The organism is Nocardia sp. PLKS1-43 (assembly GCF_059510335.1).
In genome coordinates this window covers 700,193-715,621 of the sequence record NZ_JCAJZQ010000003.1, presented here as the reverse complement: position 1 = coordinate 715,621, position 15,429 = coordinate 700,193, and the positions used below count along the sequence as shown (strand labels likewise).

The window sequence follows — 15,429 nt, the reverse complement described above, 5'->3', positions numbered from 1 at the left end:
TATTCGGGGCGGGCGGAACCTGGGTTGTTCGTGGCCTGTCTTCGGGGTGGGCGGCCGGCCAGGCGTTCAGAGGCCCTGTAACCCGCGAGGCGGTGGTCTCAATGATGGGCGTTCGCGGCGGCTACCAGGGCGCGGCGGTCGGTGACGACGATCCGGCCGCGGCGCAGTTCGACGATGCCGCGGTCCTCGAGTTCGCGCAGGATCTTGTTGGCGGTGACACGGGTGGTTCCGGCCATCGACGCCAGATCGTCCTGGGTGAGCCGGATTTCGGCGATCGGGGCCGGGCCGCCGTAGATGCGGGCGAGGTTGACCAGCCGCCGGACCACCCGGGCCTCGACCGGCAGGTACAGGGCCTCGAGCACCATTCCGGACAGGCGGCGGACCTGCTCGACCAGGGTGTCGGTGAGCATGCGCTCGACTCCCGGATACGTCGCGCGCAACGCGGTCAGCTGGGCGCGGCTGAGGCTGAGCGTTTCCGCGTTCTCGGCGGCCTCCACGGTGGCGGTGCGTTTCGCCTCGGGGCTCAGCAGGGCCAGTTCGCCGAATGCGTCGCCGGGGCCGATCACCGACAGCGTGGCGGTATAGCCGAGCGGGGTGGCCACCCGGATCAGCAGCAGCCCGCTCTTGACCAGATGCAGAGTGTCGCCGGGATCGCCCTCGTGACACAGGATTTCGCGGCGTTTGAACCGTCGGGGCGTGCACGAGGCGAGCAGCTGACGTCGCTCGCCCTCGGTCAGACCGCGCAGCAGCGCGAATTCGGTCGTCATCGCAGACCCTCCAGGACGTAGCAGGTGACCGGCTCGCGCCGCCCCTTGACGGTGATCCCGCCCAGCGTCCGCACCACGGCCCGGGAACCGAGCTGCGCATACGTCGCGGAGCCGATCACCACCGTGCCGGGTTCGGCCACCCCCTCCAGCCGCGCCGCGAGATTGGTGGTGTCACCGATCGCGGTGTAGTTGCGCATCTGCTCGGCACCGACATTGCCCACGAGTGCGGGCCCGGAGTTGACCCCGACCCGGAAACGCGGCCAGTCCGGACGTCCCGCGGCGATCCGCCCGACGACGTACTGCAACCCCAGTCCGGCGCGCGCGGCGCGCAACGCGTGATCGGGCTGCGGGATGGGCGCGTTGAACACCGCCATCACCGCGTCGCCGACGAACTGCACCACCGTCCCGCCCTCGCCCAGGATGACCGGCACGATCGCACCGTAATAGGTGTTCAGCATCTGCACCACCGCCGCGGGATCGGTGTTCTCCGCGAACGGGGTGAATCCGGACAGGTCCGCCATGAGCACACTGACCTCCGCGATCCGGCCACCGAGATCGGCCTGCGCGGGATCGGCGAGCAGTTCGGTCGCCACCGCCGGAGACATGTAGGACCGGAACAGCTCGTCCAGCTGCCCGTACAGCCGCGCGTTCTGCGCCAAGAGCGCGAATTGCCGTTCGGTGAGCCCGAACCGGCGCGAGAGCTGCACCCCGACCGGCCCCAACGGCGCCTGCGCGGGCACTCCGCTCGCGGCCCGCTCCCGCAGAATGCCGACCATCTCGGTGAGCGCTCGCGCGTAGTCGCGTTCGAGCGAGGCCATGGTCTGCCGCAACGTCACGCTGTCGAACAGGCCCAGCGCCGAACCCTCCCGGCGGAACTGCAGATGTGTGCTGACCGCGATCAGCGCGAACGCCACCACCATCAGCACATGCCATTCCCACCACGAGGTCCGCCAGCTGCGCCCGAACCCGACCGCGAGCAGCGCCTCGATCAACAGGACGAAGGTGGTGCAGATGGTGAGCAGCAGCAGTGCGCGCCCACGGACGAACCGCCACGCGTACGCGATCGCCGCGCCCAGATAGCACAGCGCGCCGACGACCGCGATGCCCACCAGCGGGCCGGAAGATTCGGTGGGACTGGGCGTTCCGTTCAAGGGAGGCAGCCGGGTCAGCGAAAGCGCCGACCAGACAACGAAACTCAGTGCCGGCAATGCGGAAAGCAACCAGGACGAGCGATTCAGCCGCGCGACCGCCTCCGGCCCGTATTCGACGGCCGAGGCCAGTGCGGCGATCCCGCCGAGGGTCAGCCCGATCGGCACCGCGTACACGAAACCGGCATTGGGCGAGTTCAGGATGACCCCGGGCGTGGCGATCGCGTGCAGCGCGAGGAACCCTGCGGAGAACTGGAACGTCAGCGAGACCAGGATCAACCGGACGTCACGACGAGCGCGGGCGGCGCGAAACAGGATGGTGCCCAACCCCGTTGCCAGTACCGCCGCGGCCAGCACCAGCCAGAAATGCTGCACATGGTGTTCGTAGTGGGCGTCGAGCATCGGATCGGCGACGAGCAACCAAAGCCCCAGCGCGGGCAGCGACACCGCCGTCACCCAGGTGAGGGCTCTCACTTTGAACACTCGTCGAACCTACTCACCGATCGACGCCGCGGCATCCCGCCCGGATACCGGCGCTGCTGCCGAGCTATCCGCCCAACGGAAGCTGCCGCCACTGGTCGAGCAGCTGATCGATGGTGTGGTCCTTCCAGCTCATCACGATCACGAACCGGGTGTAGGCCGGATCGGGGAAGAACGTCCACACCGGCGGATGGGTGGTGTCGCGGCCGTAATCGGTCCCGGTGCAGGTAACGACCAGCGGAGCCTGCGCCTGCCTCGGGTGGGGCAGATGCTGCGGCCGCGGTTCGCATTCGTTGAAGAATTTCGAGACCAGTTGATCGAGACCGAGTTTCGCGTGCGCCGACCCGGTGCGGTCCATGATGTCGACCACGAGCGGGTTCTCGCCCTGGTCCCCCATCGGGATGGGACAGGAGATGCGCGCGTAGTCGTGATCGGCCGGATCCTCGGTGGAACCCGGATCGTTCTGCCGACAGGTCGCCCCGCGCCATCCGGTGTTGGCGTTCAAGCCGCCGATGAGTTCCGGAAACGCCTGTGCCGCAGGGGCATGCCTGGCATCCCATCCCGTTGCGCTGCCGGGTGAAACCGCGGTGGCGACGTCGGTGGTACGCGAACCACCGAACAGATCGGTGCCCATGGCCAGGTAGAGGACCACGGCGAGCACGACCGCCACGGCGGCGGCTCCCGGCAGCGCCATGCGCGCGGAGATCCCGCCGAATCGCGAATCACGTTGGGGGCCGGGCGTTTCCACCGGTTTGGAGATCGCCGTGGTATCGCTGCTCGCGGGCCGGATCCGGCGCACCTCGGCGATGAATTCGGCGCAACTGGAGAAACGGTCGGCCGGATCCTTGGCCAGGGCCTTGGCGAAAACCGGATCCAGCGCGGCGAACTGCGGCATCAGCTCGCCCGGCAACAGCGGCGGGGTGTAGACGTGCGCGTGCATCAGCGCGATCGCGTTGGTCACCGGGAACGGCGGCCGGCCGGTCAGCAGCACGAACAGGCTGCAGGCCAGGGAATACTGGTCGGACCGGTGATCGACCGGATCGCCGGAAACCTGTTCCGGCGAAACGTAGGCCGCGGTCCCGGTCACCGAGCCGGTTCTGGTCAGACCGGTGGTCACCTCACGCAACCGGGCGATGCCGAAATCGGTCAGCAGCGCACGTTCCGTGCCGCCGGGCTCGGGCACGGCGAGCAGGAAGTTCGACGGTTTCACGTCCCGGTGCAGCACGCCGGCCCGATGCGCGTAGTCGAGGGCATCCGCGATCTGCGCACCGATTCGCAACGCGCGGTCGAATTCGACCTCGGCGAGCGTGCCGGCATCGGTACCGTGCACGAATTGCATTGCGATCCAGTGGATATCGTCGGTGACGCCCCGGTCGAAAATGGTCACGATATTGGGATGGTCCAAGCCGGCGGTGAAATCGCCCTCCCGTTCGAACCGCTGCCGAGCCTCCGGATCGGCCTTGGCCGGATCGAGCAGTTTCAGGGCGACCGCCCTGGGCAACCGGGGATCCTGCGCCAGATAGACGATGCCCCAGCCGCCCGCACCGAGTTTGCGGTCGATGATGTAACCGGCGAACGACTCGCCGGGGTCGAGCTCGATCACCGTTACCCTCCGCCTCGCAGCACCCGCCGCGATGACGCGGTAGCGGGCCTTGTCCTACAGCCGGACGGGACAGGCCGGACCGTTTCCCGGCCGCCCCCGGCTGATCCTCTTACGAGTACCCCCGGACTCGCGATAACACACGTCACAGTACTCACACCCGTTACCGCTCCACGCGGCCCTGTCACCGGTCGCCCGGCCCTCGCCTCCGGTCCGCGATTTGCCGATGGTCATCCCGTGGCGGATTGGCGCAGCATGTCGATCCGGGTTCGAAGTTGCTGAGCCGCTTGGATTCCGGACCGCTCCTAGGCGGGCGCCCCGGCGCCGCGGCCGGGGCGCCCGCCATCCGGGCGACGGCTCGCGATCAGCGGCCGCGGAACCAGTCGAAGTCGAAACCGCGGTGGTGATCGCGGTAGCTCTCCCAGTCGTGGTGGTGGCTGCCGTGCCACACGTAGCGGTCGCAGAAGTTGTAGTAGTGCCAGTTGAAGTTGTCGTTCCAGCCGCAGTACGACTCACCCCACCAGGTGTGCGCGGGCTGGACGACCGTGGCGTGCACCGGCTCGGCGACAATCGGTGCGGCGGAACCGATTCCGGCTCCCGCGCCGGCGATGGCGGCGGTGGCCGCGGCGACGGTGGCGATGCGACGGATCTTGCTGATCATGTTGTGCTCCAAGTTGTTTCGCTCTGATTGGCAAGGTGATGACCATCTTGCCGAGCGGCGAGCGAATGTACTGCCAGCGCGACGACGCTCGGTGTGTAAACCTGGATACACAACGCGGAAACGCGGATCGTGAAAAAAACGATGCGCCCCCGGCAATCCGGGGGCGCATCGACTTTCGAGTCCGAGCAGGCGTCGATCCCGCTCAGGCGTTGATGATGAACGCCTCGAGCTGAGCGCGGGCGATATCGTCGGCCAGCTGCTTCGGCGGGGACTTCATCAAGTACGCCGAGGCCGGGATGACCGGTCCGCCGATGCCGCGGTCCTTGGCGATCTTGGCCGCGCGCACGGCATCGATGATGATCCCCGCCGAGTTCGGCGAATCCCACACCTCGAGCTTGTACTCCAGGTTCAGCGGCACGTCACCGAAGGCGCGGCCCTCGAGGCGCACGTACGCCCACTTGCGGTCATCCAGCCAGCCGACGTGGTCCGACGGGCCGATGTGCACGTCGTTGGCGCCCAGCTCCTTCTTCAGGTTGCTGGTGACGGCCTGGGTCTTGGAGATCTTCTTGGACTCCAGACGCTCGCGCTCGAGCATGTTCTTGAAGTCCATGTTGCCGCCGACGTTGAGCTGCATGGTGCGGTCCAGCTGGACGCCGCGGTCCTCGAACAGCTTGGCCATCACGCGGTGGGTGATGGTCGCGCCGACCTGAGACTTGATGTCGTCACCGACGATCGGGACGCCGGCGTCGGCGAACTTCTGCGCCCATTCCGGATCCGAGGCGATGAAAACCGGCAGCGCGTTCACGAATGCGACATTGGCGTCGATGGCACATTGCGCATAGAACTTGTCGGCCTCTTCCGAACCGACCGGAAGGTAGGAAACGAGAACGTCGACCTGCGCGTCCTTCAGCGCCTGCACGACGTTCACCGGCTCGGCCTCGGACAGCTCGATGGTCTCGGCGTAGTACTTGCCGATGCCGTCCAGCGTCGGGCCGCGCTGCACCGAGACCCCGGTCGGCGGCACGTCGGAGATCTTGATGGTGTTGTTCTCGCTGGCGAAGATCGCGTCGGACAGGTCGAAGCCGACCTTCTTGGCGTCCACGTCGAACGCGGCGACGAACTTCACATCGCGGACGTGGTACGGGCCGAACTTGACGTGCATCAGACCGGGCACGGTCGCGGTCTCGTCCGCGTCCTGGTAGTACTGCACGCCCTGGACCAGCGAAGAGGCGCAGTTGCCCACACCCACGATGGCCACGCGAATCTCGGACCCGGCGCTCGCACCGGTCGCTTGTGCAGCCGTGTTGACATCACTCATGGCCGGTATTTCCCTCTTTCTGTGGTGCCGCCTTCATCGATTGCTCCGCGGCGATCAATTCGTTGAGCCAGCGCACTTCGCGCTCGCTTGATTCGAGGCCGAGCTGGTGCAGCTGGCGGGTGTAGCGATCCAGGGTCCCGCTGGCCCGCTTGATCGCCTCCCGCAGCCCCTCCCGGCGCTCTTCCACCTGCCGGCGCCGGCCTTCCAGGATCCGCATCCGCGCCTCGGCGGGAGTGCGGCCGAAAAAGGCCAGGTGAACGCCGAACCCGTCATCGGTGTAGTTCTGCGGACCGGTATCGGCGAGCAGCTCGCTGAACCGCTCCCGGCCGGGCTCGGTCAGCTGGTAGACCCGCCGCGCCCGCCTGGTCACCGCACCGGCCGGAGACTCCTCGGCGATCAACCCGTCGGCCTGCATACGCCGCAGCGTCGGGTAGAGCGACCCGTAGGAGAACGCCCGGAACGGCCCGAGCAACCCGGTGAGCCGTTTGCGCAGCTCGTAGCCGTGCATGGGCGCTTCCAGGAGCAGCCCGAGAATCGCGAGTTCGAGCACCGGGCCTCACCTCCTGACTGTCGTATGCGGACCGCACCTGTGGATGCAATGACCAACTATATCGCGCCGATATAGTAGCCGACACGTCGGCACGACACATCGAATCGCGACGCGGCAGTTCCGGGGCCGCGCGCCGGCCGCACCGAAAGCGCTGGCCGACGGCATACCCCCGCACACCCGGTTCCAATACCCCGGAACGAGGCGAACCTCGAAGGGGTCGTGAACCGGCAGGAGCGGAGCGGGGGCAATCAGACACAGCTACTCTGGAGGCCGTGCGAATTCAGCGGCAGGTAGTGGACTATGCGCTTCGGCGCCGGTCGCTGCTGGCCGATGTCTATGCGGGCCGCGTGGCTGTCAGCGAGGTCTGCGATGCGAATCCCTATCTGCTGCGCGCGGCGAAGTTCCACGGACGAGGCAGTGATGTCACCTGCCCCATCTGCCGGAAAGAGCAGCTGACTCTCGTATCGTGGGTCTACGGCGACGGACTCGGGCCGGTCGCAGGCTCGGCCCGCACGCCCGAGGAACTGATCCGGCTGGCGGAGACTCGCGAGGAGTTCTCGGTACACGTGGTCGAGGTGTGCCGCAGTTGCAGCTGGAACCATTTGGTGCAGTCCTATGTGCTCGGGCACGCACCGGCGCCCACGCGTCGGCGTACCGGCACCCGTCGGACCGCCGCCGAGTGATGTGTATCGCGCCCGCGGCCCGCTTCGGCGGGCCAGCGGCGGTTGTGATCGACCGCCACCCGGACCGTTTCGAGTTATGGAGATCCGAGCTGTGACTTCGCCCTACGACGATGGACCGTCCGGCGGCCGCACCCGCGGACCGCAATCCGGCCCCGGCGGATATCCCCCGCCGCGTCCGGGGGACCCGACGCAGGGCGGACGGCCACTGCCACCGGCCCGTCCCGGCGGGCAGGCACCCGGTCCCGGCTCGCGACGCAACGGCCCGCCCGGCGACGCGCGCGCACCGCAGGGTCCCGGCGGACAGCCGCCCCGCGGTCCGGGCGGACAGGCCCCGCGCGGTCCCGGCGGACAGCCGCCACGCCGGCCCGCACCGGGAGCCCGGCCCGGCCCGGCCAGCGGCGCGACGCAGAAGATCGCCGGCCCTTCCTCCGGCGCCACCCAGAAGATTCCGCCCGGCACCCTCGGCGAGGCGATGGCGAACCGGAATCAACGCGGCGGCACCGCGACTCGTCCCCGCCCCGGCGAGAGCACCCGGCCGCGCACCGGCGCCAACCGGACCGTCGGCGGCACACCGCCGCCGGGCCCGCCCCCGCGCCGCAACGGCCCGGGCTCGGGCGGCCCCGGCGGACGAGGTCCCAAGGGCCGCAAGAGGAAATCACCGTGGCGGATCGTCCGCCGCGTGCTGTACGTCCTGGTGGCACTGGGCATCGTCGTGCCCAGCGCGGTCTTCCTGATCGCCTATTCGACGGTTTCCATACCCCAGCCCGGCGACCTCAAAACCAATCAGGTCGCCACGATGCTCGCCGACGACGGCACCACGACGATCGGCAAAATCGTTCCGCCGCAAGGCAACCGCACCGACGTCACGATCGATCAGATTCCGCCGCACGTGCGCAACGCGGTGATCGCCGCGGAGGACCGGTCCTTCTACACCAACCCGGGCTTCTCCATCTCCGGTTTCGCCCGCGCCGTGCGCGACAACCTGATGGGCAAGTCCACCGCCGGCGGTGGTTCGACCATCACCCAGCAGTACGTCAAGAACGCCATGGTCGGCAATCAGCACTCGCTGACCCGCAAGATGCACGAGCTGGTCATCTCGGCCAAGATGGCGCGGCAGTGGAGCAAGGACGACATCCTCACCGCGTACCTGAACACGATTCCGTTCGGCCGCGGCACCTTCGGAATCAACGCGGCCGCGCAGGCCTACTTCGGCAAGAAGGTGCAGAACCTCACGGTCGAAGAGGGCGCGATGCTGGCCGCGACGATCAACCAGCCCTACGGCCTGGACCCGGAGAACAACAAGGCGGGTGCGGTCCAGCGTTGGAACTACGTCCTGGACGGCATGGTCTCGATGGGCAATCTGCCCCAGGCGCAGCGCGTGCCGATGAAGTACCCGAACGTGCTGTCCTCGAGCGCGGCCACCTCGACCAACAAGAACGATCCCGATTCGGGCCCCAACGGCCTGATCAAGCGCCAGGTGATGAGCGAGCTTGCCGAGGCGGGGATCAGCGACACCCAGATCAACACCGAGGGTCTGCAGATCACGACCACCATCAATGCCAAAGCCCAACAGGCAGCGGTCGATTCGGTGACCAAGAACATGAAGGGTGAGCGTCCCGAGGACCGCACGGCCGTGGTGTCGGTCGATCCGAAGGACGGCGGCGTCAAGGCCTACTACGGCGGCGACAACGGCCAGGGCTTCGACTTCGCGAACGCGGGCCTGATGACCGGTTCGACGTTCAAGGTGTTCGGCCTGGCCGAGAACCTCGAGCTGGGTAAACCGTTGTCCACCATGTATTCCAGTGCCGATCTGGACGTGCACGGCATCAAGATCACCAACGCGGAGGGTGAGACCTGTGGCGTCTGCACCATCGCCGAGGCGCTCAAGCGCTCGCTGAACACCAGCTTCTACCGCATGGAGCTGGACATGGGCGGCGACGGCCCGGAGAAGATCGCCGCCATGGCGCACAAACTCGGCATCCCGGACACCATCCCGGGCGTGGGCAAGACCCTCACCGAGCCGGACGGTTCGGGCCCCAACGACGGCATCATCCTGGGCCAGTACCAGGTTCGCGCACTCGACATGGCCTCGGCGTACGCCACGCTGGGCGCCGAGGGCGTCTACCACAAGCCGCATTTCGTGCAGAAGGTCGTCACCGCCGATGGTCAGGTCCTGCTCGATCGCGGCCAGGTCGCGGGCGACCGGCGAGTGTCGAAGGCCGTGGCCGACAACGTGGTCGCGGCGATGGAGCCCATCGCCCACTCCTCGTTCAAGCACGACCTGGCGGGCGGGCGCGTCTCGGCGTCCAAGACCGGTACCACCCAGCTCGGTGACACCGGCCAGAACCGCGACGCCTGGATGATCGGCCTGACCCCTTCGCTCTCGACCGCGGTGTGGGTCGGTACCGAGAAGGGCGTGGCGCTGAAGAAGGCCAACGGCGGAATCATGTACGGCTCCTCCCTGCCCTCGGACATCTGGAAGGACACCATGGACGGCGCGCTCGATGGCACGCCGAAGGAGAATTTCCCGAAGCCGGATCCGATCGGCGGCCAGGCCGGTGTTCCGTCCTACTCCGCGCCGTACACGCCGCCCTCGACGACTCAGCAGTACACGCCGCCGGTGGAGATCACCCCGTCGCAGGTGGAGATCTTCCCGGGCGTCACCATCCCGATCCCGGGAATCCACCAGAATCAGAGTCAGCCGCAACAGCAGCAGCAGCAACAGCAGCCGAGCGACTCGGGACCGATGTCCGGGCAGCCCGTCGCGCCCGACGGGACCTGGCCCAGCACACCGGTGCCCGGCGAGAGCAACAACGGCAATAGCAATTCGAACAGCTCACCGGGCAACCGGTAGCGTCGGCCGGCGTGTTCGAGGAGCAATTGCCGAAGGCGCATCCGGGACCCCGGGGGGAAATACGGGCATCTCCAGACCGATACCCGTCCCCGGCCCCGGACGCCGAGCCCCGGTCGGCGACCTGGCGTGACCGTCCCAGCCGTACCGATCCGCTGACCTCGCAACTGTCCACCGCGATCGGCGGACCGGTCGGCGACCACGCCCTCATCGGCCGGTCCCGATTCTGGACTCCGCTGCGGGTCATGCTGGCCTTCGCGGTGGTCATGCTGGCGCTGAGCTGGGGCGGCAAGGCCGCGTGCATCCAGCAGACCACCACCGGCGACGGCCGCCTGACCCTGGACTGGAACAACGGCCGTCAGTACGTGGCGATGTGCTACTCCGACACCGTGCCGCTGTACGGTGCCGAACGCCTGGACGAGGGCGCGTTCCCGTACAAGAAGAGCTGGACCGAATTCGGCTCGGACGGCAAACCGCACACCCGGTACATGGAATATCCCGTGCTTTCCGGTCTCTACCAGTACATTTCGATGGAGCTGGCCAATGTGTGGGATTCGCTGCCGCTGCCCGGTGCGCTGCCGGTGGTGGTGTACTTCGACGTCGCTGTGATCGGTCTGGCGATGGCCTGGCTGGTGACGGTCTGGGCGTCGGCGCAACTGGCCGGGCGGCGGGTATGGGATGCCGCACTGGTGGCGCTCTCGCCGCTGGTGCTGGTGCACGCGTTCACCAATTTCGACGCGCTGGCAACGGCATTCGCCGCCACCGGAATGCTCGCCTGGGCGCGGCGCCGGCCGGTCCTCGCGGGCGTGCTGCTCGGCCTGGGCGGTGCGGCGAAACTGTATCCGCTGCTGCTGCTCGGCCCGATCGTGGTGCTGTGCCTGCGCACCGCCGATCGCCAGCGCATCCCGGGCATACGAGAGTTGCTGCGCCGCAGGAATTCCGGCCTCCGCGACGCGTTGGCCGAATACCTCGCGGGCGCCCGGATCAGTCCGCTGCGCGCCGCGGGTGTCACCGTCGGCTCCGCCGCGCTCAGCTGGATCGTGGTGAATCTGCCCATCGCCGTGCCGTTCACGAACGGCTGGTGGGAGTTCTTCCGGCTCAACACCCAGCGGCAGGCCGATCCGGATTCGATCTACAACGTGATCACCTCGTTCACCGGCTGGACGGGATTCGACGGCACGCTGGCCCCCGAGCAGACGCCCTCGGCGCTGAACACGGTCTCGCTGCTGCTGTTCGTACTGGCCTGTGCCGCAATCGCTTACATCACCTGCACCGCGCCGCGCCGGCCCCGGCTGGCACAGCTGGCCTTCCTGGTGGTCGCGGCGTTCCTGCTCACCAACAAGGTGTGGAGTCCGCAGTATTCGCTGTGGCTCGTCCCGCTCGCGGTGCTGGCACTGCCGAATCGGCGAATCCTGTTGACCTGGATGACGATCGACGCGCTGGTGTGGTTCCCCCGGATGTACTACTACCTGGGCACGGACCGCAAGGGCGTACCCGAGCAGTGGTTCACCGGGACGGTCTTCCTGCGCGATCTCGCCGTGATCGCGTTGTGCGCCCTGATCGTTCGGCAGATCTACCGCCCGGCCGAGGATCTGGTGCGGCTCGAGGGGGTCGATGACCCGGTCGGCGGAATCCTGGACCGCGCACCGGATCCGCTGCTTCCGTGGTTGCCCGCCTTCCTGCGGCCGCACGCGGCGTATGCCGCCGCACCATCGGTTCGCTGACGCCCGCGCCGGAACCGTTGCGCGCGGCGAACTTTTCAGGGCGACACCGGAACCAGCTCGTCGCTGGGACGCGGCTCGGCGGAATCGGACGCGCGACGCCCGCGCAGCGGTGCGTAGACGAAGGCGAAGAGCAGGTACACCAGCAGCATGGCCCGGCCCCACACGCCGAACAGCACGAAATGCTTCTCCATCTCGGCGGTGGAACCCGTGCTCAGCACATAGAAGTAGCGGAAGATCCCGATCCCGAGCGACGCGTCGGCCAGCAGATACGCGATCACCACCGACCACGGGATCTCCAGCAGCACCAGGAACGGGATCAGCCACAGCGTGTACTGCGGCGAATGCACCTTGTGCAGCAGCAGGAATCCACACAGCATCGCGGCGCTCACGCCGACCCACGGGAACAGCCCGCTGGCCTGGTAACGCCGCCAGCCCAGCCACAGCGCCACCGCGAACGAACACACCACCAGAATCGGCGAGGCCGCGGACACGACGTCCTGGAAAGACCGCTCGGCGCCGGGCGCATCGCCGAACAGCGGCCGCAGTCCCCAGAACCAGATCGAATTGGTGGTGATGTCGGCCTGCCGCAACTGCTGGAAGGTGAACGACGCCCGCCAGCCCTGGTATCCGGCCAGGACGAACGGCAGATTGATCAGTACCACCGTCCCGATCGCCGCCGCGGCCACCGCGCCCGCGCCGCGCACGTCGTACCGCCGCGTCAGCCGGGCCAGTACGCCCTCGTTCTCGTCCGGCCCGGAATCGACCGGTCGCGCGCTGCGATGGCGCAGCGCGTCCAGACCGTCGCTGCCACCGACCAGGACGTGCAGCATCAACGGCAGCACGAAGATTCCGGGATACAACTTCAGGCAGAAGCCGATGCCCAGCAGAATCGCCGCGAGAACACCCCGGGTCCGCACCGAATACCTGGTCAACGCGGTGACCACGTACACCGCGCCGACCGCCGTGCACACCACCGGCAGCTCCCAGTTGTGGAACGCGTACAGCACCAGCGGCGGCCCGGCCGCCCACAGCAGCGCCGCCTTTCCCGACATCCGCCCCAGCATCCACGCCGTCGCCAATGCGAAGGGGGCCAGCAGCAGCGCCGAGTGCAGCAGGAAGGCCGCGTCGGTGTGCGCACCCACCGCGCCGAGCCACATCAGCAGTCCGCTCAGCACCGGATATTCCACCGCGCCGCCGGTCAGCGCGCCGTGGGTGGTGATTCCGCCGGTGAGATACGGAAATACGTGTTCGTTGATATCGCGGCCCAGCCACAGGAACTGGATATCGGAATAGCAGACCCGCGCATCCTTGATGTGATCGAACGCCACGCTGCGGCCGTTCGATTCGAAGGGCGCCCCCGCGCATCGCGCCTTGTTCAGATAGGCCAACAGCAGCGTCACAGCGCACAGCAACAGCATCGTCACCGCGGCGGCCCGGCCCGGCCGCGGGAGGTTCGCCCGTGTTTCCGGACGATTCGACATGACACCCACGATAGGTGTCTGTACCCAAATTCCGCGCGGACAGCTCAGCGTGAAGATCGATTTCGCGACCGAATACCTGCTCATGTAGCCTTGGCGGGTTGCTGACGCAACGACCCTCCTGCCACGGAACGTCCGTGGCCGCACCAAGACCACAGGAGGTGATGGGTTCCCGTGCGTCATTACGAAGTGATGGTCATCCTCGATCCGAGCCTGGATGAGCGTACCGTCGGTCCGAACCTGGACACCATGCTGAACGTCGTGAAGTCCGACGGCGGCAAGGTCGACAAGGTCGACATCTGGGGCCGCCGCCGGCTGGCCTACGAAATCTCCAAGCAGAGTGAAGGCATCTACGCGGTCGTCGATCTGACCGCCGAGCCTGCCACCGTGAGCGAGCTCGACCGCCAGCTGGGACTCAACGAGTCGGTCCTGCGCACCAAGGTGCTGCGCGCCGACAAGAAGTAGAGACCCCTGTCCCCCGCGTACTCGTTTGCGTCGGTGCCTGTCTCTAGGCTCTAGCACAACAACGCGAATACGCGGATCGCACCGGAGAGCAGGAGGAACCATGGCAGGCGACACGGTCATCACCGTCATCGGCAATTTGACGGCGGATCCCGAGCTTCGATTCACGCCCGCGGGCGCCGCGGTGGCGAATTTCACCGTCGCATCCACCCCCCGCGTGTTCGACCGAAACGCGAACGAATGGAAAGACGGCGAGGCTCTGTTCCTGCGCTGCAACATCTGGCGTGAGGCGGCCGAGAACGTGGCCGAGTCGCTGACCAGGGGTTCGCGCGTGATCGTGAGCGGTCGCCTGAAGCAGCGCTCCTACGAGACCCGCGAGGGCGAGAAGCGCACGGTCGTGGAACTCGAGGTCGACGAGATCGGCCCCTCGCTGCGCTACGCCACCGCGAAGGTCAACCGGACCACGCGCGGCGGTGGCGGCGGTGGCTACTCCAATGCCAATTCCGGTGGTGGTGGGGGCTTCGGCGGCTCCAACGGTGGCGGCGGTCGCGGCGGGCAGGCCGCCGGCGGCGACGACCCGTGGGGCAGCGCTCCCGCAGCCGGCTCCTTCGGGGGCGGCGCAATGGACGACGAACCGCCGTTCTAGAACGGCTTTCATACGGGGTCACGGATGTGACTCCCAGGCAATACGGAGAACGAGACCATGGCCAAAGCACCGGCACGCGAAAAGGTGCTGAAAAAGAAGGCTTGCGCCTTCTGCAAGGAAAGCAAGGCTGCTGCCAAGGACGGCAAGAAGTTCGCGGCCATCGACTACAAGGACACGACGCTGCTGCGCAAGTACGTGAGCGACCGCGGCAAGATCCGCGCGCGCCGCGTCACCGGCAACTGCGTGCAGCACCAGCGCGATATCGCCATTGCGGTGAAGAACTCGCGCGAAGTGGCGCTGCTGCCGTACGTGTCCACGGCTCGCTGAGAACGGGAGGAACACAATGAAGCTGATTCTGACCGCTGATGTGGACAACCTCGGCGCACCCGGCGACACCGTAGAGGTCAAGGACGGTTACGGCCGCAACTTCCTGCTTCCGCGCGGTCTGGCGATCGTCGCCACCCGCGGCGCGGAGAAGCAGGTCGCGGGCATCCGGCGCGCGCAGGACGCGCGCAAGGTGCGCGACCTGGACCACGCCAACGAGCTCAAGCAGGCCATCGAGGGCCTGGAGTCGGTGTCGCTGTCGGTGAAGACCGCGGGCACCGGCAAGCTGTTCGGCTCGGTCACCACCGCCGACGTCGCGGGCGCCATCAAGGCCGCCGGTGGCCCGGTGCTGGACAAGCGCAGCATCGAGCTGCCCAAGGCGCACATCAAGAGCACCGGTAAGCACGGTGTCGTGGTGCATCTGCACCCGGATGTGGCCGCCAAGTTCACCCTGCAGGTCGACGCCGCGGAGTGATCTCGCGCACGAGCGCATGAACGTTCGAAGGCCGCCTTCGTACCAGGTGTACGAGGGCGGTCTTCGAACGTGCTTCACTGCGCCCGGCTCATGATTAACCAGCCGTTAGCTGTATTTGCGCCCCGAGAACGGCCCGGCTTTCGGGATCGATCTTCCGCCCGACCTCGGCGTATTCGGGACAAGGTGGGGATAACCAGCCGAACCGACCGACCGTATTGTGATCTGCGTCATAGCCGACGAGTGTGCTGTTAACCTGACACGC

At 67.5% G+C, this 15,429-nt stretch carries 14 protein-coding genes; 7 read left to right on the top strand and 7 right to left on the bottom strand.

Features of this window, described 5'->3' with window-relative positions:
• Window positions 1-98: 98 nt before the first annotated feature.
• The 6 genes from AC5WS7_RS14995 to AC5WS7_RS14970 form a co-directional block, all read right to left on the bottom strand.
• Window positions 99-767: a Crp/Fnr family transcriptional regulator gene (locus AC5WS7_RS14995; RefSeq protein WP_495955060.1), complete on the bottom strand. Its 669-nt coding sequence runs from the start codon at window positions 765-767 to the stop codon at window positions 99-101.
• Entirely contained in the window at window positions 764-2,398 is a 1,635-nt protein-coding gene (locus tag AC5WS7_RS14990) for an adenylate/guanylate cyclase domain-containing protein (protein WP_495955059.1), read from the bottom strand. The genes AC5WS7_RS14995 and AC5WS7_RS14990 overlap by 4 nt, the downstream gene beginning before the upstream one ends.
• Window positions 2,399-2,462: 64 nt before the next feature.
• Window positions 2,463-3,998: a serine/threonine-protein kinase gene (locus AC5WS7_RS14985; RefSeq protein WP_495955058.1), complete on the bottom strand. Its 1,536-nt coding sequence runs from the start codon at window positions 3,996-3,998 to the stop codon at window positions 2,463-2,465.
• Window positions 3,999-4,359: 361 nt separating this feature from the next.
• Entirely contained in the window at window positions 4,360-4,656 is a 297-nt protein-coding gene (locus AC5WS7_RS14980) for a hypothetical protein (protein ID WP_495955057.1), read from the bottom strand.
• Between the two features lie 202 nt (window positions 4,657-4,858).
• A complete protein-coding gene (locus AC5WS7_RS14975; protein ID WP_495955056.1) occupies window positions 4,859-5,974 on the bottom strand; it encodes an inositol-3-phosphate synthase in 1,116 nt (371 codons plus the stop codon).
• Complete coding sequence (locus AC5WS7_RS14970) at window positions 5,967-6,524, bottom strand: PadR family transcriptional regulator (RefSeq protein WP_067676462.1); 558 nt, start codon at window positions 6,522-6,524, stop codon at window positions 5,967-5,969. The genes AC5WS7_RS14975 and AC5WS7_RS14970 overlap by 8 nt, the downstream gene beginning before the upstream one ends.
• A 272-nt stretch (window positions 6,525-6,796) precedes the next feature.
• Between AC5WS7_RS14970 and AC5WS7_RS14965 the strand changes: the two genes are divergently transcribed.
• From AC5WS7_RS14965 to AC5WS7_RS14955, 3 genes are all read left to right on the top strand, one after another.
• Window positions 6,797-7,207 carry a DUF5318 domain-containing protein gene (locus AC5WS7_RS14965; protein ID WP_495955055.1) on the top strand — a complete coding sequence of 137 codons (411 nt, stop codon included), beginning with the start codon at window positions 6,797-6,799 and terminating at the stop codon, window positions 7,205-7,207.
• Between the two features lie 91 nt (window positions 7,208-7,298).
• Window positions 7,299-10,061: a transglycosylase domain-containing protein gene (locus AC5WS7_RS14960; RefSeq protein WP_495955054.1), complete on the top strand. Its 2,763-nt coding sequence runs from the start codon at window positions 7,299-7,301 to the stop codon at window positions 10,059-10,061.
• A gap of 26 nt (window positions 10,062-10,087) precedes the next feature.
• Window positions 10,088-11,782: a glycosyltransferase family 87 protein gene (locus tag AC5WS7_RS14955; protein ID WP_495955197.1), complete on the top strand. Its 1,695-nt coding sequence runs from the start codon at window positions 10,088-10,090 to the stop codon at window positions 11,780-11,782.
• Window positions 11,783-11,817: 35 nt separating this feature from the next.
• Here AC5WS7_RS14955 and AC5WS7_RS14950 read toward each other — a convergent pair whose 3' ends face one another.
• Window positions 11,818-13,200 (bottom strand): hypothetical protein, encoded by a 1,383-nt coding sequence (locus tag AC5WS7_RS14950; protein WP_495955196.1) that lies wholly within the window; start codon window positions 13,198-13,200, stop codon window positions 11,818-11,820.
• Between the two features lie 234 nt (window positions 13,201-13,434).
• Between AC5WS7_RS14950 and rpsF the strand changes: the two genes are divergently transcribed.
• From rpsF to rplI, 4 genes are all read left to right on the top strand, one after another.
• A complete protein-coding gene (gene rpsF / locus AC5WS7_RS14945; protein ID WP_040829173.1) occupies window positions 13,435-13,725 on the top strand; it encodes a 30S ribosomal protein S6 in 291 nt (96 codons plus the stop codon).
• Window positions 13,726-13,825: 100 nt separating this feature from the next.
• Window positions 13,826-14,368: a single-stranded DNA-binding protein gene (locus AC5WS7_RS14940; protein ID WP_495955053.1), complete on the top strand. Its 543-nt coding sequence runs from the start codon at window positions 13,826-13,828 to the stop codon at window positions 14,366-14,368.
• 57 nt (window positions 14,369-14,425) lie between these two features.
• Window positions 14,426-14,695: a 30S ribosomal protein S18 gene (gene rpsR / locus AC5WS7_RS14935; RefSeq protein WP_040829176.1), complete on the top strand. Its 270-nt coding sequence runs from the start codon at window positions 14,426-14,428 to the stop codon at window positions 14,693-14,695.
• Window positions 14,696-14,711: 16 nt separating this feature from the next.
• Window positions 14,712-15,167, top strand: a complete 456-nt coding sequence (gene rplI / locus AC5WS7_RS14930) for a 50S ribosomal protein L9 (protein ID WP_495955052.1) — start codon at window positions 14,712-14,714, stop codon at window positions 15,165-15,167.
• Window positions 15,168-15,429 lie beyond the last annotated feature (262 nt).

Excerpts from the sequence above, each read along its gene's own strand:
- AC5WS7_RS14995 (WP_495955060.1), bottom strand. The coding sequence starts at position 767 with ATGACGACCGAATTCGCGCTGCTGCGCGGTCTGACCGAGGGCGAGCGA.
- AC5WS7_RS14980 (WP_495955057.1), bottom strand. The coding sequence starts at position 4,656 with ATGATCAGCAAGATCCGTCGCATCGCCACCGTCGCCGCGGCCACCGCC.
- AC5WS7_RS14975 (WP_495955056.1), bottom strand. The coding sequence starts at position 5,974 with ATGAGTGATGTCAACACGGCTGCACAAGCGACCGGTGCGAGCGCCGGG.
- AC5WS7_RS14950 (WP_495955196.1), bottom strand. The coding sequence starts at position 13,200 with ATGCTGTTGCTGTGCGCTGTGACGCTGCTGTTGGCCTATCTGAACAAG.
- AC5WS7_RS14940 (WP_495955053.1), top strand. The coding sequence starts at position 13,826 with ATGGCAGGCGACACGGTCATCACCGTCATCGGCAATTTGACGGCGGAT.
- rpsR (WP_040829176.1), top strand. The coding sequence starts at position 14,426 with ATGGCCAAAGCACCGGCACGCGAAAAGGTGCTGAAAAAGAAGGCTTGC.
- rplI (WP_495955052.1), top strand. The coding sequence starts at position 14,712 with ATGAAGCTGATTCTGACCGCTGATGTGGACAACCTCGGCGCACCCGGC.